This is a genomic window from Pseudomonas chaetocerotis, from assembly GCF_015712105.2.
Taxonomy (GTDB): domain Bacteria; phylum Pseudomonadota; class Gammaproteobacteria; order Pseudomonadales; family Pseudomonadaceae; genus Aquipseudomonas; species Aquipseudomonas chaetocerotis.
The window spans coordinates 125,927-149,131 of sequence record NZ_JACFYX020000002.1; the positions used below are offsets into that span (position 1 = coordinate 125,927).

18 protein-coding genes are annotated in these 23,205 nt (G+C 64.2%); 2 read left to right on the forward strand and 16 right to left on the reverse strand.

Going from position 1 to position 23,205, the window contains the following annotated elements; all coding sequences use genetic code 11:
• Nucleotides 1–155: 155 nt before the first annotated feature.
• On the reverse strand, nt 156–1,823 hold the full coding sequence (locus H3221_RS04575; RefSeq protein ID WP_196475578.1) for a BCCT family transporter: 1,668 nt from the start codon (nt 1,821–1,823) through the stop codon (nt 156–158).
• 282 nt (nt 1,824–2,105) lie between these two features.
• Between H3221_RS04575 and cls the strand changes: the two genes are divergently transcribed.
• Nucleotides 2,106–3,551, forward strand: coding sequence for a cardiolipin synthase (gene cls / locus H3221_RS04580; RefSeq protein ID WP_196475577.1), 1,446 nt, complete (start codon nt 2,106–2,108; stop codon nt 3,549–3,551).
• Nucleotides 3,552–3,654: 103 nt separating this feature from the next.
• Nucleotides 3,655–4,380 carry a substrate-binding periplasmic protein gene (locus H3221_RS04585; protein ID WP_196475576.1) on the forward strand — a complete coding sequence of 242 codons (726 nt, stop codon included), beginning with the start codon at nt 3,655–3,657 and terminating at the stop codon, nt 4,378–4,380.
• Between the two features lie 24 nt (nt 4,381–4,404).
• Here H3221_RS04585 and H3221_RS04590 read toward each other — a convergent pair whose 3' ends face one another.
• The 15 genes from H3221_RS04590 to H3221_RS04660 all read right to left on the reverse strand — a co-directional run bounded on the left by H3221_RS04590 (nt 4,405) and on the right by H3221_RS04660 (nt 23,135).
• Complete coding sequence (locus H3221_RS04590) at nt 4,405–6,540, reverse strand: TonB-dependent siderophore receptor (RefSeq protein WP_196475575.1); 2,136 nt, start codon at nt 6,538–6,540, stop codon at nt 4,405–4,407.
• 165 nt (nt 6,541–6,705) lie between these two features.
• Nucleotides 6,706–7,221 (reverse strand): DUF3617 domain-containing protein, encoded by a 516-nt coding sequence (locus H3221_RS04595; protein WP_196475574.1) that lies wholly within the window; start codon nt 7,219–7,221, stop codon nt 6,706–6,708.
• A 145-nt stretch (nt 7,222–7,366) separates the two neighbouring features.
• Entirely contained in the window at nt 7,367–7,774 is a 408-nt protein-coding gene (locus H3221_RS04600; protein WP_196475573.1) for a DUF1850 domain-containing protein, read from the reverse strand.
• The gene (locus H3221_RS04605; RefSeq protein ID WP_196475572.1) at nt 7,771–9,798 is read right to left on the reverse strand and encodes a TRAP transporter permease; all 2,028 of its coding nucleotides are present in this window, start codon (nt 9,796–9,798) and stop codon (nt 7,771–7,773) included. Before H3221_RS04605 ends, H3221_RS04600 begins: the two co-directional genes overlap by 4 nt.
• Before the next feature lie 184 nt (nt 9,799–9,982).
• Nucleotides 9,983–10,936 (reverse strand): TAXI family TRAP transporter solute-binding subunit, encoded by a 954-nt coding sequence (locus tag H3221_RS04610; protein WP_192984313.1) that lies wholly within the window; start codon nt 10,934–10,936, stop codon nt 9,983–9,985.
• Nucleotides 10,937–11,469: 533 nt separating this feature from the next.
• Entirely contained in the window at nt 11,470–12,810 is a 1,341-nt protein-coding gene (locus tag H3221_RS04615; RefSeq protein WP_196475571.1) for a sigma-54-dependent transcriptional regulator, read from the reverse strand.
• Between the two features lie 146 nt (nt 12,811–12,956).
• Nucleotides 12,957–14,714 (reverse strand): sensor histidine kinase, encoded by a 1,758-nt coding sequence (locus H3221_RS04620; RefSeq protein ID WP_196475570.1) that lies wholly within the window; start codon nt 14,712–14,714, stop codon nt 12,957–12,959.
• A gap of 40 nt (nt 14,715–14,754) precedes the next feature.
• A complete protein-coding gene (gene cfaB / locus H3221_RS04625) occupies nt 14,755–15,939 on the reverse strand; it encodes a C17 cyclopropane fatty acid synthase CfaB (RefSeq protein ID WP_196475569.1) in 1,185 nt (394 codons plus the stop codon).
• A gap of 156 nt (nt 15,940–16,095) precedes the next feature.
• Entirely contained in the window at nt 16,096–16,899 is an 804-nt protein-coding gene (locus H3221_RS04630; protein WP_196475568.1) for an HvfC/BufC N-terminal domain-containing protein, read from the reverse strand.
• On the reverse strand, nt 16,890–17,735 hold the full coding sequence (gene bufB / locus H3221_RS04635) for an MNIO family bufferin maturase (RefSeq protein ID WP_196475567.1): 846 nt from the start codon (nt 17,733–17,735) through the stop codon (nt 16,890–16,892). The genes H3221_RS04630 and bufB overlap by 10 nt, the downstream gene beginning before the upstream one ends.
• A 56-nt stretch (nt 17,736–17,791) precedes the next feature.
• Nucleotides 17,792–18,049 (reverse strand): BufA2 family periplasmic bufferin-type metallophore, encoded by a 258-nt coding sequence (gene bufA2, locus H3221_RS04640; RefSeq protein ID WP_196475566.1) that lies wholly within the window; start codon nt 18,047–18,049, stop codon nt 17,792–17,794.
• Between the two features lie 115 nt (nt 18,050–18,164).
• A complete protein-coding gene (locus H3221_RS04645; protein ID WP_196475565.1) occupies nt 18,165–19,172 on the reverse strand; it encodes a FecCD family ABC transporter permease in 1,008 nt (335 codons plus the stop codon).
• Complete coding sequence (locus H3221_RS04650) at nt 19,169–20,110, reverse strand: ABC transporter substrate-binding protein (RefSeq protein WP_196475564.1); 942 nt, start codon at nt 20,108–20,110, stop codon at nt 19,169–19,171. Before H3221_RS04650 ends, H3221_RS04645 begins: the two co-directional genes overlap by 4 nt.
• Before the next feature lie 149 nt (nt 20,111–20,259).
• Nucleotides 20,260–21,027 (reverse strand): ABC transporter ATP-binding protein, encoded by a 768-nt coding sequence (locus H3221_RS04655; protein ID WP_196475563.1) that lies wholly within the window; start codon nt 21,025–21,027, stop codon nt 20,260–20,262.
• Nucleotides 21,027–23,135: a TonB-dependent receptor gene (locus tag H3221_RS04660; RefSeq protein WP_397427958.1), complete on the reverse strand. Its 2,109-nt coding sequence runs from the start codon at nt 23,133–23,135 to the stop codon at nt 21,027–21,029. The genes H3221_RS04655 and H3221_RS04660 overlap by 1 nt, the downstream gene beginning before the upstream one ends.
• Nucleotides 23,136–23,205 lie beyond the last annotated feature (70 nt).

Below are 23,205 nucleotides of genomic sequence, written 5' to 3' on the forward strand. Positions count from 1 at the left end.
GAACCCTGACAGGTTCGCGGCGTTTTCGTTTGTGGCCTGGTTTCCCCGCTCCCATTTATGGGAGAGGGGATCAGACCACACAGCGACGTTTTCCTCGATGCCCTTCTCCCTTGGGAGAAGGTGGCGCCAAGCGCCGGATGCGGGGGTAGGCCCGCCTAACGCGGCTCGCTCATCAGGCCTTTGACGATGGAAATACAACCCACCAGCAGCACGATAGTGAACGGCAACCCCGTCGACACGGCCATGGCCTGCAGCGCCACCAGGCCACCGCCGAGCAGCAGGGCAATGGCGATAACGCCTTCGATGCTGGCCCAGAACACGCGCTGCGGCACTGGAGCGTTGACCTTGCCGCCAGCGGTAATGGTGTCGATCACCAAGGATCCGGAGTCCGACGAGGTAATGAAGAACACCACCACCAGCACGATGCCGATGAACGAGGTGATGCCGGTCAGTGGCATCTCGCCGAGCATGCTGAACAGCTTCAGCTCCAGGCCGGCGTCCTGCGCACCGGTGAAACCATCGACCAGCAGTTGGTTGATGGCAGTGCCACCGAAGGCGGTCATCCACAGCACCGAGACCAGCGACGGCACCAGCAGTACGGCAACGAGGAATTCACGCACACTGCGGCCACGACTGACGCGGGCGATGAACATGCCCACGAATGGCGACCAGCTGATCCACCAGGCCCAGTAGAAGGCGGTCCAGCCCTGGCTGAAGTTGGCGTCTTCACGGCCGACCGGGTTGGACAGCGCCGGCAGGTACTGCAGGTAAGCACCCAGGTTCTTGAAGAAGTCAGTGAAGATCACCAGGGTCGGCCCGGCGATGATGATGAACAACAGCAAGGCCATGGCCAGGCCCATGTTGATCTCCGACAGGCGCTTGACGCCTTTGTCGAGGCCGGCGACCACCGAGGCCAGAGCGATCAGGGTGATGGCGACGATCAGCAGTACCTTGGTGGTGTCCGTGGCCGGAATGCCGAACAGGTACTCAACACCCGCCGCCGCCTGCTCCGCGCCCAATCCCAACGAAGTGACCAGACCGAACAGGGTGGCGAACACCGCGAGGATATCGACGATGTGTCCTGGCCAGCCCCAGACGCGCTCACCGAGGATCGGGTAGAAGATCGAACGGATCGACAGCGGCAGGCCCTTGTTGAACGAAAACAGCGCCAGTGCCAGCGCGACGATGGCATAGATCGCCCAGGGGTGCAGGCCCCAGTGGAAGATGGTCGCGGCCATACCCAGGCGCACGGCTTCCTCGGCGTTGCCGGCGGCGCCGCCAAGCGGTGCCCAGTCGGTACGCACGCCGTCCTCACCAACAGTGATCCCACCCATCGCCGAGCTGTAGTGCGACATGGGTTCGGATACGCCGTAGAACATCAGGCCGATGCCCATACCGGCGGCGAACAGCATGGAGAACCAGCCCATGTAGGTGTAGTCGGGGGTCGCGTCCTTGCCGCCGATGCGCACCTTGCCCAACGGCGAGACGATCAAGCCCAGGCACAGCAGGACGAAGATGTTGGCGGCGCCGATGAAGAACCAGGCCATGTGGTGGGTGAGCCAGTCGCGCACACCGCTGAACAGTGGTTCGATCTGGTTCTGCAGGGCCAGGGCGAGGATCACGAAGATCACCGCGACCAGCGCGGAGATGGTGAAGACCTTGCCATGAATGTCGAGGGCGAAGACGAATTGCCCTTTGATGTTGTCCTGACCGATGACGTAATCGGTGTCGATCAGGTTGGCTTCACCGGTCGGTGCCGGGATGCCTTCGTGGGTTTCCGCTACGGGTGGCGGGGTCGTGTCATGCGAAGGGACGTTTCCCATACTTGGCGTGCTCCTTGATGCGTTTGACTCGCTAGACGAGCGTGAACAGGACGGATGCCCTCCTCCAATTAAAGACGACCTGCAAACGGGTCGAACCGAAAAGGGTAACACATGAATTCCGCTCACTCAGACTCACAGACACATGAAAGTCTCGAATAATTCCTCGAAAGGTGGCAATTTGCCCGACACTGCCATTCTCCAGATGCCCATGGCAGGATGCTTGCGAACGCTGCGCAACCCCCGTGGTCAGCTGCACACAGCCTGTGCAAAGGAAGACCCTGCATGCCTGCGGATTTCGGCATCCCCCATCTGTTCGCGTACCTGATCGCTACCATCCACGCCCTTGGCGTACTGGCCGCGATCCACGCCGTGCTGACCGTGCGCACCGCCCAGGGCGCGCTGGCCTGGGGGTTATCGCTATTCTTCATGCCCTACCTGACGCTGCTGCCGTATCTGGTGTTCGGCCGCAGCCGCTTCGATGCCTACGTCAAGGCGCGGCGCCAGGCCGACAAGGAAATGCACCACGCCATGGCCGAGCAGGACTGGCGCCCCTGGGTCGAGGAAGCCAAGGCAGCGCACCTGTCGCCGGCCTACGACCGCCTGCGCGCGCTGCCACGCCTGTCGCATCTACCCGGCCTGACCGGCAACCGCGTCGAACTGCTGATTGATGGCGAGGCCACCTTCGCAGCGATCTTCGCAGCCCTGGCCAGCGCCCAGCAGGTGATCCTGCTGCAATTTTTCATCATCCGCGACGACAGTCTCGGCCGACGCCTGCACGGCGTACTGCTGGAGCGCGCAGCCGCTGGCGTGCAGGTGCACGTGCTGTACGACGGCGTCGGCAGCCATTCGCTGTCCGCCGCCTTCATCGACCGCCTGCGCCGCGGCGGTGTGCAGGTACACGCCTTCCCCACTCGCTCCGGGCTGTTCAACCGCTTTCAGCTGAATTTCCGCAACCACCGCAAGATCGTCGTGGTCGACGGCGAGATCGGCTTTCTCGGCGGGCTCAACGTCGGCATCGAATACCTCGGGCAGAAGCCACCACTGGCACCCTGGCGCGACACTCACGTCGAAGTACGCGGCCCGGTGGTGGCCAGCCTGCAGGAAGCCTTCGCCGAGGACTGGTACTGGGCCTGCCAGAAGCTGCCGCCGCTGCTGATGCCGAGAAAGCAGGATGAGCCCGGCCTGCTCTGCCAGGTGATCGCCAGCGGTCCGGCCGACCCGCAGGAAACCTGCTCGCTGCTATTCGTCGAGGCAATTCACGCGGCGCGCGAACGGGTGTGGCTGAGCAGCCCCTACTTCGTGCCCGACGAGGCGCTGTTCGCCGCCCTGCGCCTGGCGGTGATGCGCGGCGTGGACGTGCGTCTGTTGCTGCCGTCGCGCCCCGATCACCGCATTGTCTATGCCGCCTCCAGCCTCTACGCCTTCGAGGCGCTGCGCGCTGGCGTACGCATCTTCCGTTACCAACCGGGGTTCCTGCACCAGAAGGCGCTGCTGATCGACCACGATGTCAGCATGCTGGGCAGCGCCAACCTGGACAACCGATCCTTCCGCCTCAATTTCGAGGCCAGCCTGCTGACCTTCGACGAGGGCTTCAACGTCCAGGTGGCGAGCATGCTGGAAGAGGATTTCAGCCGCTCACGCGAACTGGTCAACGCCGACCGGCGCAACCTGCACCGCTTGCAGCGGCTCGGTATGCGCGTCGCACGACTGATCTCGCCGATTCTCTGAGCACTGCGCCAACCTGATGCCTGCAAGACTTTGAACAGGCCCCGAGGCACGGCTATGGTTATCAGGCCAACCGCTGTTAGCTGTCAGCGAGAACCTGCCCGCCATGACCAAGTGCCTTGCGCTGTTGCTCTGCCTGTTCGTCCTGCCCGCTCTGGCCCAGGAGGACATTCACGTCGGTGTCGAACTGCAGCCCTACCAACCTTACTCGGATGTGGAGAACGGCGAGTACCGCGGCTACGCACGCGATCTGCTGGACGCTTTCGCCGCCGAGTACGACTACCGCTTCGTCTATACGCCGTTGCCGGTCAGGCGCCTGCTCAGTGATTTTCTGTCCGGCCGGGTCGACCTCAAATTCCCCGATCACCCACAATGGAACGCCGACCAGAAAGCCGGCCATCGCATCCACTACAGCGCCCCGGCGGCGCCCTACATAGATGGCATTCTGGTCAAGCCGCAGCACCTCGGTCAGGGCCAGCAGCGGATCGAACTGCTCGGCACGCAGAACGGCTTCACGCCCTGGCCCTATCTGCAGGACATTCGTGCCGGAAAAATCCGCCTGATCCAGGCCAACCAGATCGACTCGTTGCTGCGCATGGCAGAAAGCGACCGCGTCGACGGGGTCTACCTCAACCCCAAGGTAGTGGCTTACCAACTGGTGCAGATGCGCATGGCCGCCGACAGCCTGGTGTACGACCCAGACCTGCCGCATGTGGAAGATCACTACTACCTGTCGAGCATCCACCACCCGCAGCTGATCGAGCTGTTCAACCGTTTTCTGCTGGAACGGGCCGAACTGGTCGGAGAAATCCGCCGCCGCCACGGGCTGTGAGTCGGCCCGTGGCGCGGCCGCGGCTCAGTACTTCCAACTGACGCTCATGCTGGCATTACGCGGAGCGCCGTAGTAGGCCTGCGTCCAGTACAGGCTGTTCAGGTACTTTTCGTCGGTGAGGTTGTTGAGGTTGGCCGACACGCTCCAGTTCGGGTCGATGTCGTAGCTGGCCATCAGGTCGACCACGGCGTAGGCCTTCTGCTCGGCATCGGCAGTGCCGATGGAGGTCCGACCGTCGTCGGCCGTCAGCGACACAGCGGTCTTGATGCTGTCCTGCCAACGCACCGCCGCACCCACCTTGAGTTTTTCCAGACCTGGCACGCGATAGGTCGCCGCGGCCTTGACCATGTGTTTGGGCGAGTAGGTCACGGCATGCCCGCCGTCGGCATTGGTGATATCGACGAAGGTGTAGCCAGCGCTGAGCTGCAGACCGTCCAGCGGTTCACCGGAGAACTCCAGCTCATAGCCTTCACTGGTCAGGCCTTCAATGGCGCGGTAGTAGGCAACCGAACCGATCACGCCAGCCTGCTCGGCGAAGTTGTCCTGCTCGGTACGAAACACCGCCAGGGAAACGTTGACCTTGTCGTCGAACAATTCGCCCTTGATCCCGGCTTCGTAGTTCACTCCTTCCAATGGTGCCAGACGCGACCCCGTCACGTCGGTCTTGGTCTGCGGGGTGAAGATTTCGGTGTAGCTGGCGTAGACCGAGTACTGCTCGTTGAGGTCATAGACCACGCCGGCATAGGGCACGACCTTGCCACTGTTCTTCGACGACTTGGCCAGACCGTAGTTGGTGCCATCGCTCTTCACATCGATCACCCGAGCACCGGTGATCAGGCTCAAGTCGTCGGTCAGGCTCCAACGGGCAGCACCGTATATGCTCTTCATACGATCAGTGAAATCACTGCCGGCGCTGCCATTGTCATTACGCGGCTTCGGGTAGTCACCACTCCACTGCTCCAGCGGCGGCAGCATGGTGCCGGTGCTCGAGTCATACCAGGACAAGTCCTCCAACTCGGAGCGCGACCAACTGCCACCCACGGCAGCCTCGTGCTGGCGCCCGGCAAAGCTGAACGGGCCGCTAGCCTGCACATCGACGATCAGCTGTTTGTTCTTCTCGCTGTACTCGGACGGATAGGAGTACAGACCGGCACCGGTCGTGCGATTGGGTGTGCCGTAGACGTAGAACATCGAGCCGTCGCTTTTCTTCTCCACATGGGTGACTACGGTCTTGGCCTGCCAGCCGCTGTCGAAGGTATGCGCAAGCTCGGCGAAGGTGCGGTTTTCCTTGTTGTCCCAGTAAGCCCAGTCGGTGGAAGTGCTGGTAGAGCGCGAATAGTGGGTCTTGCCACCATCCTGATAGACCAGCGGCAGCGCGCCCCACATCGGTGAGTTGGCGTCGCTGGTCTGCAGGGTGTGGCCAAGGGTGAAGACGGTGCGGTCGTCCAGATCGAACTCCAGCACGCCATGAAACACATTCTTCTCGCGCGAGTAGCGGTCGAGATAGGAGTTCTTGTTCTCGTTGGCATACACCACGCGCCCGCGCACCGTGCCGGCATCGTTGAGTGCGCCGGATACGTCGGTATCGATACGCCGTTTGTCCCAGGAGCCGGCTGTCAGGTCCACGCGCGCCTGGGGCATGGCGGTTGGCCGCTTGCGCACGAAATTGACGGTCGCCGACGGGTTACCAGTGCCGGAAATCAGGCCGTTGGCGCCGCGAATGACTTCCACACGCTCGTACATGGCGGTATCCAGATCGCCCTCGACGTTACCGTAGACGAACGGCACGGAGATACCGTCGTACTGGAAGTTGGTGATGTCGAAGCCGCGAGCGGTGTAGTAGGTGCGATCCGTCTCGACTTCCTGCACCTGCACGCCCGGCACAGCTTTGAGCGCGTCATTGACGCTGGTGAGTTGGAAATCGCGCAGTTGGGCGCCGCTCAGGATGGAGATCGACTGTGGCGTCTGCCGCGGGGTCAGGTCGAGCTTGGTCGCAGCACTGCTGGGTGTGGATTTGTAGCTATCGACCTCGGCCACCGCACTGCTGCCAACCACGGTCTGGGCATCGAGTTCGAGCTGCTCCTGCTCGGCGGCCATGGTTTGATTGAAACTGCAGGCGGCCGCAATTGCCACGGCCAGGTGGGTTTTTCTGCTGAACAAGGGACGGTCTCCTGATGCGCTGTCGATAGCCGCTGGCAGTCCCTTCGCAGCCAAATGCCTTCCTGGCAGGCACCTGCCAATCGCAAATGCAAATAATTAGCGAAAAATTCTCGCAGCAAGATCGCGCCTCAGTCAATACGAATAATTTTCATCCTCTTCTGTGTGTCAGTTTCTTTTGAGCACCCCGCAATCCGCCCCGACCCAACGGGCTCGGCTTTCCACGCTGCTCGGCTGGCCGTTGTAGGTACCGGTGACCTGGGTGGTGAATTCCTTGTCGCTGACGAAGCGGGTTTCCCCTTCACCCTGAGCATCCGGGCAGTTGAAGCGGAATTTCCACAGTGTCGCGCTGCGCTCAAGGATCTCGTTGCTGCAGCCGGAGTCGGGATCGTGCAGGGGGATTTCCTGCGCCTTGATCTGCTCGGCGGTGAGGCACATCTGTACCCCACCCGCACCGAGCTTGATGCCCTGCTCGGCCATCATGCTCTCCATCATCTGCCGCTGTTCGGGCGGCAGGTTCTGCATCTGCGCCAGCATTTCCTGCATGCCGGGCATAGCCTGGCCACCCACCTGCATGTTGTGCGAACTGACTTCCCAGACGCCGGGCTGGATATCCAGGGCGCTGGCCATGACAGGAGACAGACACAGAGCAAGCGGGAAGGCGAAGCGAACGAGTGGGCACATGACGGGTCTCCTGGGCAAGTGGTTAGCCAAGCCTAGCAGGCCGCAGACGAACAAAACCCCCACCGGCTCGCGCCGTATGGGGGCTTCCTTCTTTCTTTTGCACCGGCACTTGTGGCGCCGGGAGCCTGGGTCCGCTCTGGCGAACCTAACCCGCGTCAGGCGCGGGGGAGCTCAGCTCACAGCTCCAGAGTTCCAACGCCGGCTGGCTCGCTTGTGGCGGGCCGAGCCAGTCGCTCATCGGGCGACAACGCTGGTTGAAACACAGTTGGTAATCCCCGGCTTCAGGCGTACGCCCGACTCGCAGGGGTTGCAAAGGCGGTAGCTGACGCTGGTAGTGCCAGCTGCCATTGCGCAGTTCGGCGCCGTCGGGAATTTCCATTCCGGCGCCGGAACCCTTGACTCGCGCCTCACCGAGAACCAGACCCTCGGCGGTGACGCGGTAATCCTCTTCCCAGCGAATCTTCTCGATGGTGTGGGTCCAGGCCAGGGTGAAGGCCGGTGCGGGCAACTCTACCCATACCGCGCCAGCCAACCCCAGGCACAGACCGATCACGCTGTCGCTGCCTCGGCACGGCGGGCGCGCCAGACGTGCTGAGCGATGAAAATGGCGCTGAGTACGAAGCCGATTTCGTCACTGACCGGGGTGGCGAGAATCAGGCTGGCGCCAGCGGCCAGACCCAGAATGCGCTCCCACCAGGTCAACTTGGCTTGCAGGTAGCCGGTGAACACTGCACCCCAGATACCGATGGCCAGCATCGCCTTGAGGCCGACGTAGGCGGTCGCCAGCAGGCTATCACCCTGCAGCATCAACGCCGGCGAGTAGACCGCCATGAAAGGCACGACGAAGCCAGCCACCGCGATGCGTACGGCCCACAGGCTGATTTTCAGACCACGCTCCTTGGCGATGGGCGCTGCGGCGAAGCAGGCCAGCGCTACCGGCGGCGTGAGGTCGGCCATGATGCCGAAGTAGAAGACGAACATGTGCGAAACGATCAGCGGCACGCCCAGTTCCAGCAGCGCCGGCGCAGCAATCGAGCTGGTGATGATGTAGTTGGGGATGGTCGGGATGCCCATGCCCAGCACCAGGCAGGTGAGCATGGTCAGCACCAGCGACAGGAACAGGTTGTCCTGGCCGATGGCGAGGATGTAACCGGCGAAGGTGGACGCCACCCCGGTCAGCGACACCACACCGATGATCACACCAACCAGGGCACAGGCGATGCCCACCGGCACGGCATGACGCGCGCCCTCGACCAGCGCGTGCAGGCACAGGGTCAGGGTTTCGCGGCCGCCCTTTACGAACCAGCAGATCGCCACCAGCACGGCGATAACGCCGAACACCACGCCGATACCGAGCCGGAAGAAGCCAGCGCAGAGCACGCCGAGGGCGATCCAGAAGGCGAAGCGCATGGCCTTGGACGAAACCTGCAGGATGATCGCCGAGCCAAGGATGACCATGGCGGTCAGGGCCAGGCCGACGGTACCGGAGAACAGCGGGGTACGACCGGAGAACAGCAGGTAGATGAGAATGAACAGCGGGATCAACAGGAACCAGCGTTCGCGCACGGCCTTCCACGGGTTCGGGCATTCGTCCTTGGGCAAGCCGCGCAGGTTGGCGCGCTTGGCCTCCAGGTGAACCATCCAGAATACCGAGCCGAAGTACAGCAACGCCGGGATCAGCGCGGCCTTGGCCACTTCGAAGAAGGGCACATTGATGGTCTCGGCCATGATGAAGGCCACGGCGCCCATGATCGGCGGCATGATTTGGCTGCCCATCGACGAGGTCGCCTCGACGCCACCGGCGAAGGCCGAACGGTAGCCGAAACGCTTCATCAGCGGGATGGTGAACTGGCCGGTAGTGACCACGTTGGCGACGCCGGAGCCGGTGATGGTGCCCATCAGCGCCGAGGACACCACCGACACCTTGGCCGGGCCGCCGACCTTGTGGCCGAACAGGCCCATGGCGAAATCGGTGAATAGCTTGATCATCCCGGCCTGCTCGAGAAAGGCGCCAAACAGGATGAACAGGAAGATGTAGGTCGCCGACACGTATGTCGGCGTGCCGTACAGGCCTTCGGTGCCGAACGACAGCTGGTTGACGATCTGGTCGAGGCCGTAACCGCGATGCATCAGCTCGCCCGGCAGATACTGGCCGAGCATGCCGTAGGCGAGGAACAGCGCGCAGATGATCGGCAAGGCGATGCCCATGACCCGGCGGGCCGCTTCGAACACCAGTGCGATCAGGATCAGGCCGATGACCATGTCGCCGGTGGTCAGGTCGCCCGAGCGCTGGATCAGATCCGCCTCGAAGTACCACTGGTAGATCGCCGTGGCCATGCCGGCCAGGCCCAGCAGCCAGGCCATGGGCTGCCACGGACGACCCTTGCCGAGCGCCGGGAAGCTGATGAACACCAGCAGCAGCAGGAAGCCGACGTGCACCGCACGCAGCACCTGGGTCGACACCGGGTGAAAGGCTGCGGTGATGATCTGGAAGATGGAAAACAGCAGGGCGACGGCAAAGAGCGCCTTCGGCCAGTCGGACGGGCTGGCAGCCAGGCCGTTGTTTTGTTCACTCATGGAGTGCAAACCTCATGACTACTTCGATACGGGGACAGAGTCGCCAACAAAACCCACCGTCCATGAACGCCGGTTTTATTCGCGATTCTGGGGGTCTGTCCGTTCCGACCTTTGCGCTCAAAAGCAACATCGGCGTGGATGCAGAGCAGGCAGGCCGCGACCCATGCCGCGGCCTGAACCGGCATTACAGCGCGCCGGCTTCCTTGTAGAAGCGCTCGGCACCCGGGTGCAGCGGGATCGGCAAGTTCTTGGTAGCGGTTTCCAGCTTGATGTCCTTGGCCGCAGAGTGAGCGGTGCCCAGGCGATCGAGGTTGTCGAACATCAGTTTGGTCATCTGGTAGGCCACTTCGTCGGAAACGCCTTCATGGCTGACCAGGATGTTGGTGATGGCAACGGTAGGTACGTCGGCGTCCTGGCCATCGTAGGTACCGGCCGGGATGGTGGCAGCCTGGTAGGCAGCGTTGTCGATCTTGGTAGTCACTTCGGTCGGGATGGCAACGAAGCTGATCTTCATGGTCGAAGCCAGGTCACGAATGGCGGCCATGCCCAGGCCCGAGGACTGCAGGGTGGCGTCCAGTTGGCGGTTCTTGATCAGCTCGACCGACTCGGCGTACGGCAGGAATTCGACCTTGCCCATGTCCTCGTAGGTCAGGCCAGCCGCTTTGAAGATGGCGCGAGCGTTGAGCTCGGTACCGGACTTCGGCGCGCCGACGGAGATGCGCTTGCCCTTGAGGTCTTCCAGGGTCTTGATGCCGGATTCGGCGTTGGCAACGATCTGGATGTAGTTCGGGTAGGTACCGGCAATGGCGCGGATTTTCTTCAGCGGCGCCTTGAAGCCTGCGTCTTCGACGCCGTTCCAGGCATCGGCTACCGAGTCGCCCAGAGCGAAAGCCAGCTCGCCACGACCGGCTTGCAGCAGGTTGAGGTTTTCCACCGACGCCTTGGTCGCCTGGACCGAGGTCTTGGAGCCCTCGATGCCGTTGCTGTAGAGCTGCGAAAGGGCCACGCCAATCGGGTAGTACACACCGCTGGTACCACCGGTGAGCACGTTGATGAAGGTCGGGGCGGCAAGCACAGCGGTGCTGGCAGTGATGGCCGCGGCGGCGGCAAACAGGCTGAGTTTCTTGGTCAGTCGCATGGAAGTATCTCCGTCGTTGTTATTGGCTGTATGCAGAGTTTCACTCTAGACGACGCCGCACAGGCAGCGTCGACATTGCGCGATCAGCAGCGCAGGGTGCAGCTTCGGACAAGAGCCGCGGCAGGCGCAGCACGGAGGCCCATGCACGGCAGCGGATGCGGCATGGCGCGAGGGACATGGCAGTTCATGGGCTGACCTCTTGTCGTTGTTATGGTCGCCACGTCGGCAAGATGCTGCGCGGCTACAACTGTCATAGCAGATGCCGTGCCAGGGGCTGAAAAGCCCGAGATAGAGGGGTTTTATCGATAGACCCATGGGTCACTGAGCGGGAAACCGCTTACATCCGAGCAAGCATAGGCAACAATCCGCTCACCGGGTAACCGGACGCAATCCGAGAATGAGGTGATCGCTACCTCCCGGATCGCATCCGGGTTACGGCTGCCCGCCAGACCGTAGGGTGCGCCGTGCGCACCGGCTGGCTCGAGAGCGTGGCACAAGGTGCGCACCGAGCACCCTACATGCGCCGCGCCTGACTATTCCTCGCCGCCCGGCAGGTAATCACCGCGTGCCAGGCCATGACGCTGCATCTTCTCGTTGAGGGTGCGGCGCGGCAGTTGCAGCATTTCCATTACGGCAGCGATGTTGCCCTGGCATTGCAGCAGGGCGTTGTGCAGACATTGCGCTTCGAAGGCCTCCATCTGCTGCGCCAGCGCCTGGCCGGCGAAACGCTCGGCCGGCGGCGGACTGGAAAGCCCCAGGGCATGCCGCTCGGCAGCGTTGATCAGCTCACGCACGTTGCCCGGCCAATCATGACCGAGCAACCGGGCCAGCTCGCTCGGGGCCAGTGGCGGCGCTTCGCGCCCATGACGCAGCGCCGCCTCGTGGGCGAAATGTTCGAACAGCAGGGGAATGTCCTCGCGGCGCTCACGCAGCGGCGGAATATGCAGTGTGGCGACGTTCAGGCGATACACCAGGTCCTCGCGAAAACGCCCGGCCTTGACCTCGTCGAGCAGGTCCGGCTTGGACGCACTGATTACCCGCAGATCGACCTGGATGCTCTTGTTCGAGCCGAGGCGCTCCAGGGTCTTTTCCTGCAGCACGCGCAGCAGCTTGACCTGTTGCGCCAGCGGCAGGCTCTCCACCTCGTCGAGAAACAGGGTACCGCCATCGGCATGCTCGATACGGCCGATGCGCCGTGCCTGGGCGCCTGTGAAGGCGCCGCTTTCGTGGCCGAACAGCTCGCTTTCGAAGATGGTCTCGGGAATCGCCGCACAGTTCAGCGCCGCGAAGGCCTTGCTTGCACGCGGACTGAAGTCGTGCAGACAGCGCGCCACACGCTCCTTGCCGCTCCCGGTCTCGCCACGGATCAGCACATTGACCGAGGTACCGGCCAACTCGAGGATCTGCCGGCGCAGGTTTTCCATCGACCGCGAAATGCCGATCAGTTGGCTCTCGATACGGCCCTTGTCGGCCACCTGCCGACGCAGCTGACGGTTCTCGCAGACCAGCCGGCGCTTGTCCAGTGCGCGCCGCACGCTGTCGAGCAGACGCTCGGGGGTGAAGGGTTTCTCGATGAAGTCATAAGCACCCTGACGCAGCGCCTGCACCGCCATGGGCACATCACCGTGACCGGTGACGAGGATTACCGGCAGGTCGGTGTCCACCTGCAGCAGCTTGTCCAGCAGTTGCAGGCCATCGCTGCCGGGCATGCGCACATCGCTGACGACGATACCGGGGAAGTCGCGGTCGACCAGCGCCAGCGCTTCGGCCGCGCTGGCGCAGGTCCGCACGTCGAAACCGGACAGCTCCAGCCACTGCTGCACCGCCTCGCGAATCGCCGCTTCGTCGTCGACCACTATGACCTGAGCGCTCATGGCACCTCCTGTTCAAAACGGCGGGCAGTGTAGCCCGACGAATACAATCCGGGGGAGCGACCGGTGCACACGGCGGCGCCCGATCGTAGGGTGCGCCATGCGCACCGAGCAAAAATCTGTCGCGGCTAAAGCCCCTCCCACCGGCATCAAGGTGCGGCCGGCAGCCTCAGGGTAAACACCGCGCCCAGCTCACCATTGTGCGCCTCCAGCATGCCGCCGAGATCGCGCACGATACCGTAGGACACCGCCAACCCGAGCCCCAACCCCTGCCCCACCGGCTTGGTGGTGAAGAAGGGTTCGAATACCCGACCCAGGGTTTCCTCGGCGATGCCACCGCCACTGTCCTCGACGCTGAGCAGGCAGCCGTCGTCTTCGCGGGCGATGCGCACCAGGAGGATGCGCGGCTCGCTGTCGGCCATGGCATCGAGGGCGTTGTGCAGCAGGTTGAGAATCACCTGCTCGATGCGGATCGCATCACCCAACACCTCGGCCTCTTCGTCGATCTGCGTGCGCAGCTCGACCTGCTCGCTACGCATGCGTGGCGCCAACAGTTGCAGGGCCTGCTCCAGCACGTCACCCAGGCACAGGCGCTCGCTGAGGCCGGCCGGGGTCTTGCGGGCGAAGGTCTTGAGGTGGCCGGTCAACGCGGCCATGCGCTGCAGCAGACCATCGATACGCTGCAGACCGTCGCGCACCGCTTCCGGCCGACCACTGCCCGCCAGCAGGCGCAAGCTGCCGAGTTGCATCTGCAGGGCAGTCAGCGGCTGATTGATCTCGTGCGCCAGGGCCGCCGACATCTGCCCCAGCGCGGCCATCTTGGCAGCATGCACCAGGCCGTCCTGGGCTTCGCGCAACTCGGCGGTGCGCAGCGCCACCTCGCGCTCCAGACGTTCGCGGATACCAGCCTGCAAGCGCTGGTTCTTGCGCCGCTGGGCGAGGAACAGAAACAGGAAGGCTAAGGTCATCCACACGCCGGCAGCGGCCAGCCGATAGCTGCGCACACTGTCTGCCAGGCCGACCGGCTCGCTGAGCAGATGCAGGGTCCAGCCCTCCTCGGGCATGTGCAGGCGCTGCCAGAGATAATCGCGGTTGCCGTCAGGGCCATCCACACGCGCCCAGTCCGCATCGGCGTCAATATGCCGATGCACCTGATGCGCCAGCGGCTGCAACGCCTGCTCGGCATAGCGGCGCACCTCCACCAGTTCAGCACGCGCCTGCTCGTTGAGCGGCTGCAGAGCGCGGAAACGCCAGATCGGCTTGTTGCTGAGGATTACCACCTGATAGCTGTCGGCGACCATCAGCACCCCGGGCTGGCCGACCCATTCTCGCTGCAGGTCTTCCAACTCCAGCTTGACCACCAGCACGCCGAGCAGTTCGCCCTTGTCGTCGCGCACCACATGAGAAAGGAAGTAGCCGGGAATCCCCGTGGTCACACCTACCGCGAAGTAGCGCGCGCCGCCATCACGCAAAGCGTTCTGAAAATAAGGGCGAAAGGCGTAGTTATTGCCGACGAAGCTGCTCCAGTCGCGCCAGTTGCTGGCCACCAGGGTTTCACCCTGGGCATCGAGCAGGTACAGCACGGTGGAGCCGGCGGCCGCGTTGAGCCGCTCCAGGCGCTGGTTCAGCGCCAGGCGCAGCTGACGGTCATGCGGTGCGCGCAGCAGGCTACGAATGTCGCTGTCCAGCGCCAGCACCTCGGGTACCGAGCTGAAGCGCTCGACCAGGGTTCGGATCGACTGGGCATAGAGCTGCAGTTGCCCGCGCGCCTCGACGCTGCGCTCGTCCCAGGCGCGGTGCTCGGCATAGCGTCCACCCAGCCACAGGCTCACCAGCAGGCCGGCAAGAATCGCCAGGACGGTGAGCAGAACGCGGGAGCGATAACGGGGACGCTGCGGCAAGGGCATGGGCGGCTCGCGGAATCAGGACGAGCCGCATGTTACCCCATCAGGCGTAGAGGTCAGCACGTGTCCATGGCAGATCATGACCACCATCATCGCGCGGCTTCACCGCCAGGATCTGATGCAGGTTCATCCAGCCATGCTGGAAGCCATAAGCGCAGCCGGCCAGGTACAGGCGCCAGATGCGCAGGGATTTTTCCGGTACCCACTGCGCCGCCTTCTGCAGTTGCCGCTCCAGGCCCTGGCTCCACAGCTGCAAGGTGCGCGCATAGTGCAGGCGCAGGCTCTCGACGTCGACGATCTCCAGCCCGACCTCGCTGATCGCCTTGCTGATGGTCACCAGATGCGGCAGCTCGCCCTGCGGAAACACGTAGCGGTCGATGAATTCGCCGGCGCCACGACCCACCGGGCGGCCGTCGGTGAAACGCGAGGTGATGCCATGATTCATCACCAGACCACCGGCCCTGACCGCGCCGAACAGGCGCTGGCAGTACAGCGGTAGATTGGCGTGGCCAACGTGCTCGAACATGCCGACGCTGACCACTTTGTCGAAGCGGCCATCTTGCGGCAGATCGCGGTAATCCAGCAGCTCCAGGGTCACGCGCCCTTCCAAGCCCTCCTCGACCACGCGCTGGCGCGCCAACTCCAGCTGGGCGTGACTGAGCGTGATGCCATAGACCTCGACACCGAACTCGCGCGCGGCGAAACGCGCCAGGCCACCCCAGCCACAGCCGACGTCGAGCAGCCTGTCGCCCGGTTGCAGGCGCAGCTTGCGACACAGGTGGCGCAGCTTGGCCTGCTGGGCCTGGTTCAGGTCTTCCTGGCCGGTTTCGAAGTAGGCGCAGGAGTAGACCATGTCGCGGTCCAGCCACAGCCGGTAGAACTCGTTGGACAGGTCGTAGTGATAGCTGACGGCCTCGGCGTCGCTACGCTTGTCGTGGGCGAGGTAATGCTGCGCGGGTGCGGATTCATCACCGAGCAGTGCCGTGCTCAGCGCATCGCCAACTTCGATGGCTTCTTCAATGGGGCCTTCCAGATCCACCCGTCCTTCGACGTAGGCCGCGCCCAGTGCATCCAGGCTGGGGTGAGCCAGTTGCGTGACCAGCGTGGGATCCTTCACGACCAGCGTCACTCTGGGCTTGGGCCCAAGGTCGATCTGCTTGCCGTCCCACAGTTTCAGGCGCAGCGGCAGTCGTAGATCACGAAGTGCGGTGGGCAATTGCGCGAGCATGGTCATCTCTCCTGGCCAGGAGTGCGTCTTACAGAGACTAGCTTAGATGACCTTTGCACCCTTCCAGCCGTTCGATCCTGGCGACTAGCGGCACGTGAGATCGAAGTGACTGGCGCAGAGTACGTCTGAGTTCGCTGGCGGATTGCGCAGCAATGCCTAAGCCGGCAGCGACTGAGCGCTATCGACCCGCTGCAGCAGGCCGTCAGCCAGCCACTGGCGCAACCAGCTCACCGCTTGAACCGGTGCCTGTTCGCCCAGGTGCGCCAGCTCGCCGCACAACTCGGCAAAGCACCAACCCTGCACGGCCATACCCTGCAACGCTGCCGCTTCATCGGCGGCCAGACTGCGATAGCGGGTAATCAGTTGGTCGCGCCAGATCACACAGGTCTGCGCCTCGGCCAGTGGCTGGCTACCGGGGAAGTCGCCCTGCCCCTTGCACGCACGCCAGATCGCCAGGCTGTTATACCGGCACTCGAGCCACTGAACGCTCGGCAACAGGCGGACTTGCAAGGTCGGCCACGCCTCGGCAGGCAGCTCTGCCACCTGCGTCAGGCTCAGGGGCTGGCCCTCGGGCGCATCGAAGGCCAGGGTAAAGGCCCATTCCAGCTGCGCCAGTTCGCTGAGCGGCGCGGCTTGCGCGGGTATCAGGTAGCCATCGATGAACGCCGCCAGCTGTGCGCCGAGCCAGCGCAGGCTGAAGTGTTGCGAGGGGTGCGCATCGAGGTAAGACAGGGCCAGGGTGTCGAATTCGTCGTCACCAAGCCAGCCATGCACCGCCGGAAAATCACCACGCAAGGCTTCCAGCAGGCGCGCACGGTAAGCGTTGTGATAAATCGCCAGACCCTGTTCGGCACTCAGCGCCGCGCTGCCCAACAGGCTGGCCTGCAAGGCCGGGTTGGGCTGGGCATCGGGGCTGAGCAAATAGGCCTGAACCTGCGCCTGCCAGTCACTCAGGCGCATTGCGGCGTGCCTTGCAATGCTTGAGCGGCGAACCGGCGCGCGGTATTCAGCTCGTCGAGCAGTACGTCCAGATCGGGAAAATGATCGTCGCGCTCCAGCAGCGTGGACACCGGGCCGAGGTGCTGCAGCGTGCGCTGATAAAGCTGCCAGACCGGGTCGCTGACCGGCTGATCATGGGTGTCGATCAGGTAGCTGCCGTAATCACTGTGGCCGGCCAGGTGCAACTGACGGATGCGCGACCTGGGCAGGCTGCTGATAAAAGTCCAGGCGTCGAAACCATGATTGCGCGCGCTGACGTAGACATTGTTGACGTCCAGCAACAGCTCACAGCCACTCAACTCGCTGAGCGCGGCGAGAAATTGCCATTCGCTGAATTGATCATCGGCGCAGCGCAGGTAGCTGGAGACGTTTTCCAGCACCAGCGGCCGCTCGATCACGTCCTGCACCTGGCGCACCCGCGCGGCCACATGCTGCAGGCTCTCCTCGGTGTAGGGCAGTGGCAGCAGGTCATGCAGTTGGTGGGCATTGCCCTGGCTCCAGCACAGATGATCGGAGATCCACGCCGGCTGCACGCGCGCAGCCAGTTGCTTGAGCTGACGCAGGTAGTCGCGGTCCAGCTCGTGCGGGCCACCAATCGACAGCGACACGCCATGCATGACCAGCGGGTACCGCTCGCCGATGGCATCGAGAAAGTAGAGGGCCTTACCGCCCGCTACCAGATAGTTTTCCGAGACGATCTCGAACCAGTCGATGGCCGGCTGCTGCTCGAGAATGGCTTGGTAGTAGGTGCTGCGCAGGCCCAGGCCGAAACCCAGATTGCCGCGTTGAGCATTCATCGCTGGCTCCTCGCTCGGTGATGCGGGGCAACCGCAGCGCGGCCGCCCCTGCTCATTTACTCGCCGACAGTACCGCCTGCTGCATCGCACTCGGCCTTGGTCATCGCCTTGAAGCCGTGCCCCTTGCAAGCGCCCTGGCCTTTGCAGCTGTTCTCAGCGGTCTTGCAGTCGTTCTGGCCTTTGCAGGACGTGACGCCGTAGCAATGCACCTTGGCTTCTTCAGCAGCGACGACAGTGCCGGACATGCCTGCAAACATGGCAGCAGCAGCGAAGGCGATGGCGGCACCAGTAGCAGCGGTGGATTTCATGGTCATGTGCGTATCCTCGGGTGATCTGGGTTAGCCGGGCTAAGGTGTTTTGCGTGCCGGCACTGAACTAGAGCGACGGGGCGAACTGGCGTTACAGCAGCGCTGAAAAAACTTTCGCGACTCAGCGCCGACGCAGCAACAGAACGAAGAACACCCCACCGATGGCGGCGGTGACGATGCCGATGGGCAGGTCCTGCGGCGCCAGCCAGGTGCGTGCGGCGACATCGACCCAGACCAGCAACAGCGCCCCCAGCAGCGCCGCCACCGGCAACACGCGACGATGCTCGGCGCCGACCAGAAAGCGCGCCACGTGCGGCAGCATCAGGCCGACGAAGCCGATGGCACCGGACAGCGACACCAACACCCCGGTGAGCAGCGAGGCCACCACGAACACCAGCAGGCGCACCCGGCGTGGCTCCAGGCCCAGGCTCACGGCGCTCTGCTCGCCGGCCATCAGCGCGTTCAGCGCGCGGCCCAGGCCCAGCAGCACGACCAACGCCAGCAGCAGGCACACGGCCGGCAGCCAGAGCAGCTCCCAGCGCGCCAGCCCCAACCCGCCAAGCATCCAGAACAGCACCGAGCTGGCCGCGTGCGGGTTGCCCAGGTACAGCAGCAGGTTGCTCGCCGCCATCATCACGAACGACACCGCCACTCCGGCGAGCAGCAGCCGATCACTCTCCAGCCGACCGCCACGACTGGCGATGGCCAGCACCAGCAGCATGCTCGCCAGCGCACCGGCGAAGGCCGCCAGAGGCAGGCTGAGCAGGCCGGCGAATTCGCCCAGGTAGAGCACCACGAGCACCGCGCCGAAGGCTGCGCCGGAACTGACACCGAGCAGATGCGGATCGGCCAGCGGGTTGCGCGTCACCGCTTGCAGCGCCGTACCGACCAGCGCCAGCCCGGCGCCCACCAGCGCGCCAAGCAGCACCCGCGGCGCGCGCAGCTGCCAGACGATGCTGTCCTGGCCGACGCTCACCGCCGCATCGGGCGCGCTACCGAACAGGTGCTGTCCCAGGATCGCCAGCACGCGCTCGAGCGGTACCTGCGCCGCACCGAAAGCCAGCGAGACGGCGCAGGACAGCGCCAGCAGCGCGGTCAAGCCGAGCAGCAACAGACGAAATCGACTCACCGGGAAAAAATCTCAGGGTGCAGCGCCGCCGCCAGCGTCTCGATGGCCATCGCATTGTCCAGGCTTGGAGTGACGGCCAGGTACGACAGCACCACGAAACGCTGCTCGCGGATCGCCGTCACGCCCTGCAGCGCCGGATGCTGCATGAGAAAATCGCGCTTCTGCGCCGCCGTGCGCTCACCATAATCGACGATCAGGATCAGTTCCGGGTCCTGCTCGACCACCGACTCCCAGCCGACCTTCATCCAGTTGGCCGCCACCCGATCCATCACATTGCGCCCACCCGCCGCCTCGATCAGCGGCTGCGGCATGCCCAGACGTCCGGCGCTGAAGGGCACGTCTTCGCCGCTGTCGTAAACGAATACGCGCGGACGCGTCGGCTGCTCACCGAGCTGATTGCTGACGGCGGCCACGCGCGCCTGCATCCCTTGCACCAGTGCTTCGGCACGATCCTCGACGGCGAAGATGCGGCCCAGGTTGCGCAGGTCGTTGTACAGATCATCAAGACTGGCGACGCGACCCGGCATGACATGCGCACAGGACTCGCTCAGCTCGTACACCGGAATGCCGAAGCGCTCCAGACTGGCCGGGGTGACCTCGCCGCCGATGCGCATGCCGTAGTTCCACCCGGCGAAGACGAAATCGGCGCCCGCGCCCAGCAGGTTCTCCAGCGAGGGATAACGCGCGGCCAGCTCGGGCAGATCATCCAGATCGGCCTGCAGCTCCGGCGTCGGCGTCTTCCAGCCACTGACACCGCTGTAGCCGACCATGCGCTCCTTCAGGCCCAGAGCCAGGAGCATGGCGGTCAGGGTGATGTCGTGGCTGACCGCACGCTGGGGCGGCTGCTCGATGGTCAGTTGGCGGTCGCAGCTGGTGACGGTGACGGCCCAGGCGGGGCTGGCCAGCAGCAGTGCCAAGCCGAAGGTGAACAGGCCCATCAGACGACGGCGGATAGGCTCCCCTCCCCCATGTATTGGGGGCGCGCCTGGTGAAGAGGGGCTGGGGGAGAGGGCAAGAAGGCCAGCCCCCTCTCCCCGGCCCTCTCCCACAAGCGGGAGAGGGGGTAAAGCTAGCGCGCGAACATTCATCAAACGATCCAGGTAATACGCGGATGACCCGCCAGTGGATGGGTATCGACCAGCGCCTGCACGCCGAACACCTGCTGCAACAGCTCGGCGCTGAGCACGTCGGCGGGCGTACCGATGGCCACCAGACGGCCCTGATCCAGCACGCAGAGACGGTCGCAGAAGGCCGCCGCCAGGTTGAGGTCGTGGAAGCTGGCCAGCGTCGCCAGGCCCAGCGCCTTGATCTGGCCGAGCAGTTCGAGTTGGTAACGCGGGTCGAGGTGGTTGGTCGGCTCATCGAGAATCAATAATTGCGGCTGTTGCACCAAGGCGCGGGCCAGCAGCGCGCGCTGCTTCTCACCGCCGGACAGCTGGGCAAAAGGCTGCCGCGCCAGCGCAGCGAGGCCGACCTGCGCCAGTGCCTCGCTGACCAGGCGCTGGTCGTCGGCATCGTCGCCATCGAACAGGCCCTTGTGCGGCGTGCGGCCCATGGCCGCCACCTCATGCACGCGCAGGCCGAAGTCCTGCGGAAACTCCTGCAGCACCACCGCCACCCGCTGCGCGCTCCAGCGCGGCGAGCGCTGCCACAGCGCCTCGCCGTCCAGCTCGACGCAGCCGACGCTGGGCCGCTGGAAGCGGTAGGCGCAACGCAGCAGGCTGGTCTTGCCACTGCCGTTGGGGCCGATCAGCCCCAGCAACTCGCCGTCGCCAACGTCCAGGTCGATGCCGTCGAGCAGCGGACGCTGCCCATCAGGCGACCAGGCCAGCTCGCGGATGTGCAGGCGCCCCATCAGAAGCTGTAATCCGCAGTGACGAAGAACGAGCGCGGCGCCCCCAGGTACCACTGCTCGCCGTCGCTGTTGGCGCTGGTGGCGTACTGGCGGTCGAACAGGTTGTTCAGCTCCAGGCCCAGGCGCACGTCCGGCAACGCCTGCCAGGCGATGTTGGCGTCGACCACGGTATAGCCGGGCACCGTGGCGGTATTGGCCGTGTCGGCATAACGCGCATCGACATAACGCGCGCCGATGCCAGCGTCGACCCCGCTACCAAGGTCCTTGTTCAGCCACAGGTTGGCGGTGCGTCTGGGCACGTTGGTCGGGCGATTGCCGCTGCGGTCACCACCGCCTTCGACGAAGTCGTCGTACTCGGCACGCACCAACGCGGCGTTGGCCGACACCTGCCAGCCCTGACCCAGCGCCAGTTCCAGCGTGGCTTCCAGACCATCGGAAGACTGCTGGCCAATCTGCTCGGTGGGCGAGGTCGGGGTTTCGCGGCTGAGCAGCTTCTTCTTGACGATGTGGTAGGCGGCCAGCGTCCACTCGCCCTGGCCATTCCAGAACATCTGCTTGAGGCCGATTTCGCTCTGCCTGGCTTTGCTCAGGTCGAACTGCTGCTGGCTCGGGCTGAGGGTCAGCAGGTTGTTCACCCCTTCGGTGCTGGTGGCGTACTGGCCGTACAGTGACAGATCGGGCGTCAGCGCGAAGACCAGGCCGGCGCGCCAGTTGCCGCCACTCAGGCTGCGGTCAACGCTGCTGCCATCGATCAGGTTGTCGCGCTGGATATGCACCTGGTCACGGCGCACACCGGTGACCAGCGACAGGCGCTCGCTGAGCTGGGTACGGTTCTCGGCGAACAGCGAGAACTGCCGCGCCAGGTTGCGCTCACGCGACCCGTAACCGCGCGGATCACTGCTCTGGTAATGACCGCCACCGGAGCCGGCCAGTGGCACGCTGTCGCTGAAACTGCTGGCAAAGTCGTGCTGGCGGGCGAAGTGGATGCGGTTGTAATCCACACCGACCACCGTGCGGCTGTCGAGGCCGAACAGGGCGTGGTCGAGGGTAAAGGTCTGGCGGTCGCCAACCTGCTCCTGGGTGTGCTTGATCTCGTAGAACTCGCTGCGCTCGACCGTATCGCCCGGCTGCCAGCGGTAGGCTTCGGCGTTGCGCCAGTAACGCTGGGTCTTGATGTAGTAGAGCTGGTTGCTGGCACTCAGCACATCGTTGATGTGCCAGTCGGTGGTCAGGCGGGTGATCTGGTCGTTATAGCGAATGTCGGCGTTGGCGACGTTGTAGTTACGCTCGCGGATGCTTTCGCGGTAGTGACCATCGACCAGCGGGGTGCCGAAGTAGCGCTCGGGACGCTGGTCACCGTGATCGTGAGACAGGGTGAAGCTCAGGTCATCACTGGCGGCCCAGCGCAGGGCGGCACTGAGTGCAATGCTGTCCGAATCCCCGCGGTCGACCCAGCCATTGCTGGCCTGTTGGTTGACGTTGAAGCGGTAGCTCAACGAATCGCTCAGCGAGCCACCGCTGTCCAGCGCGGCCTGACGGCGGTCGTCGCTGCCGTAGCCGAGGCGCAGCTGGTTGCGAATCTCACCCGCGAAGGGCTTCTTCGGCACCACGTTGATCACCGCGCCCGTGGCGCCTTCGCCATAGAGCACCGACGCCGGGCCACGCAGCACGTCGATGCGCTGCACCGACCAGGTGTCCACCGGGAAGGTTACGGTGCCGGCGCCGATGTACTGGCGAGTGCCGTCGTACAGTTGCATGGTCGAGGAATGGCCGCTGAAACCGCGTGCCGACAGCGCCGTACCGCCATTACCCGGCGTGCCGATGCTGCTGATGCCCGGCGTGCGGGTCACGGCATCCTGCACGCTACGGTTGTTGCGCTCGCGCACGTCTGCACCGCTCAGGCTGGTGGTGCTGGCCGGCGTTTCCATCGCCGACAGGTCGAGGCGTGAGCCGGACGTGGTCGGCGTGTGCAGCGTGGTCTCGCCCTCCTCCGCGGCTTGCGCCTGGACGGTTACAGCGGGGAGATCGACAGCGGATTCGTCGGCCATGACGGTACCGCCAGCCAACAGCAGCAATGGCAGAGAACAGAAACACAAGAGGGGCTGCACGTGAAGAGTTCCAGGGCGTTGAAGAGGCTCGTCGAGTCGCTTCGAGGCGTTGGAATCGGGCCTTGCAACG

Bases quoted from the DNA above. Each gene is read 5' to 3' on its own strand.
- bufB (WP_196475567.1), bottom strand. From the start codon at position 17,735: ATGAATGCTCAACGCGGCAATCTGGGTTTCGGCCTGGGCCTGCGCAGC.
- H3221_RS04650 (WP_196475564.1), bottom strand. From the start codon at position 20,110: ATGGGCCTGTTCACCTTCGGCTTGGCACTGCTGCTGGCCAGCCCCGCC.
- H3221_RS04610 (WP_192984313.1), bottom strand. From the start codon at position 10,936: ATGCGACTGACCAAGAAACTCAGCCTGTTTGCCGCCGCCGCGGCCATC.
- H3221_RS04615 (WP_196475571.1), bottom strand. From the start codon at position 12,810: ATGAGCGCTCAGGTCATAGTGGTCGACGACGAAGCGGCGATTCGCGAG.
- bufA2 (WP_196475566.1), bottom strand. From the start codon at position 18,049: ATGACCATGAAATCCACCGCTGCTACTGGTGCCGCCATCGCCTTCGCT.
- cls (WP_196475577.1), top strand. From the start codon at position 2,106: ATGCCTGCGGATTTCGGCATCCCCCATCTGTTCGCGTACCTGATCGCT.
- H3221_RS04585 (WP_196475576.1), top strand. From the start codon at position 3,655: ATGACCAAGTGCCTTGCGCTGTTGCTCTGCCTGTTCGTCCTGCCCGCT.
- H3221_RS04655 (WP_196475563.1), bottom strand. From the start codon at position 21,027: ATGGGGCGCCTGCACATCCGCGAGCTGGCCTGGTCGCCTGATGGGCAG.
- H3221_RS04605 (WP_196475572.1), bottom strand. From the start codon at position 9,798: ATGAGTGAACAAAACAACGGCCTGGCTGCCAGCCCGTCCGACTGGCCG.
- H3221_RS04595 (WP_196475574.1), bottom strand. From the start codon at position 7,221: ATGTGCCCACTCGTTCGCTTCGCCTTCCCGCTTGCTCTGTGTCTGTCT.
- H3221_RS04630 (WP_196475568.1), bottom strand. From the start codon at position 16,899: ATGCGCCTGAGTGACTGGCAGGCGCAGGTTCAGGCCTATTTGCTCAGC.
- H3221_RS04575 (WP_196475578.1), bottom strand. From the start codon at position 1,823: ATGGGAAACGTCCCTTCGCATGACACGACCCCGCCACCCGTAGCGGAA.
- H3221_RS04620 (WP_196475570.1), bottom strand. From the start codon at position 14,714: ATGCCCTTGCCGCAGCGTCCCCGTTATCGCTCCCGCGTTCTGCTCACC.
- cfaB (WP_196475569.1), bottom strand. From the start codon at position 15,939: ATGCTCGCGCAATTGCCCACCGCACTTCGTGATCTACGACTGCCGCTG.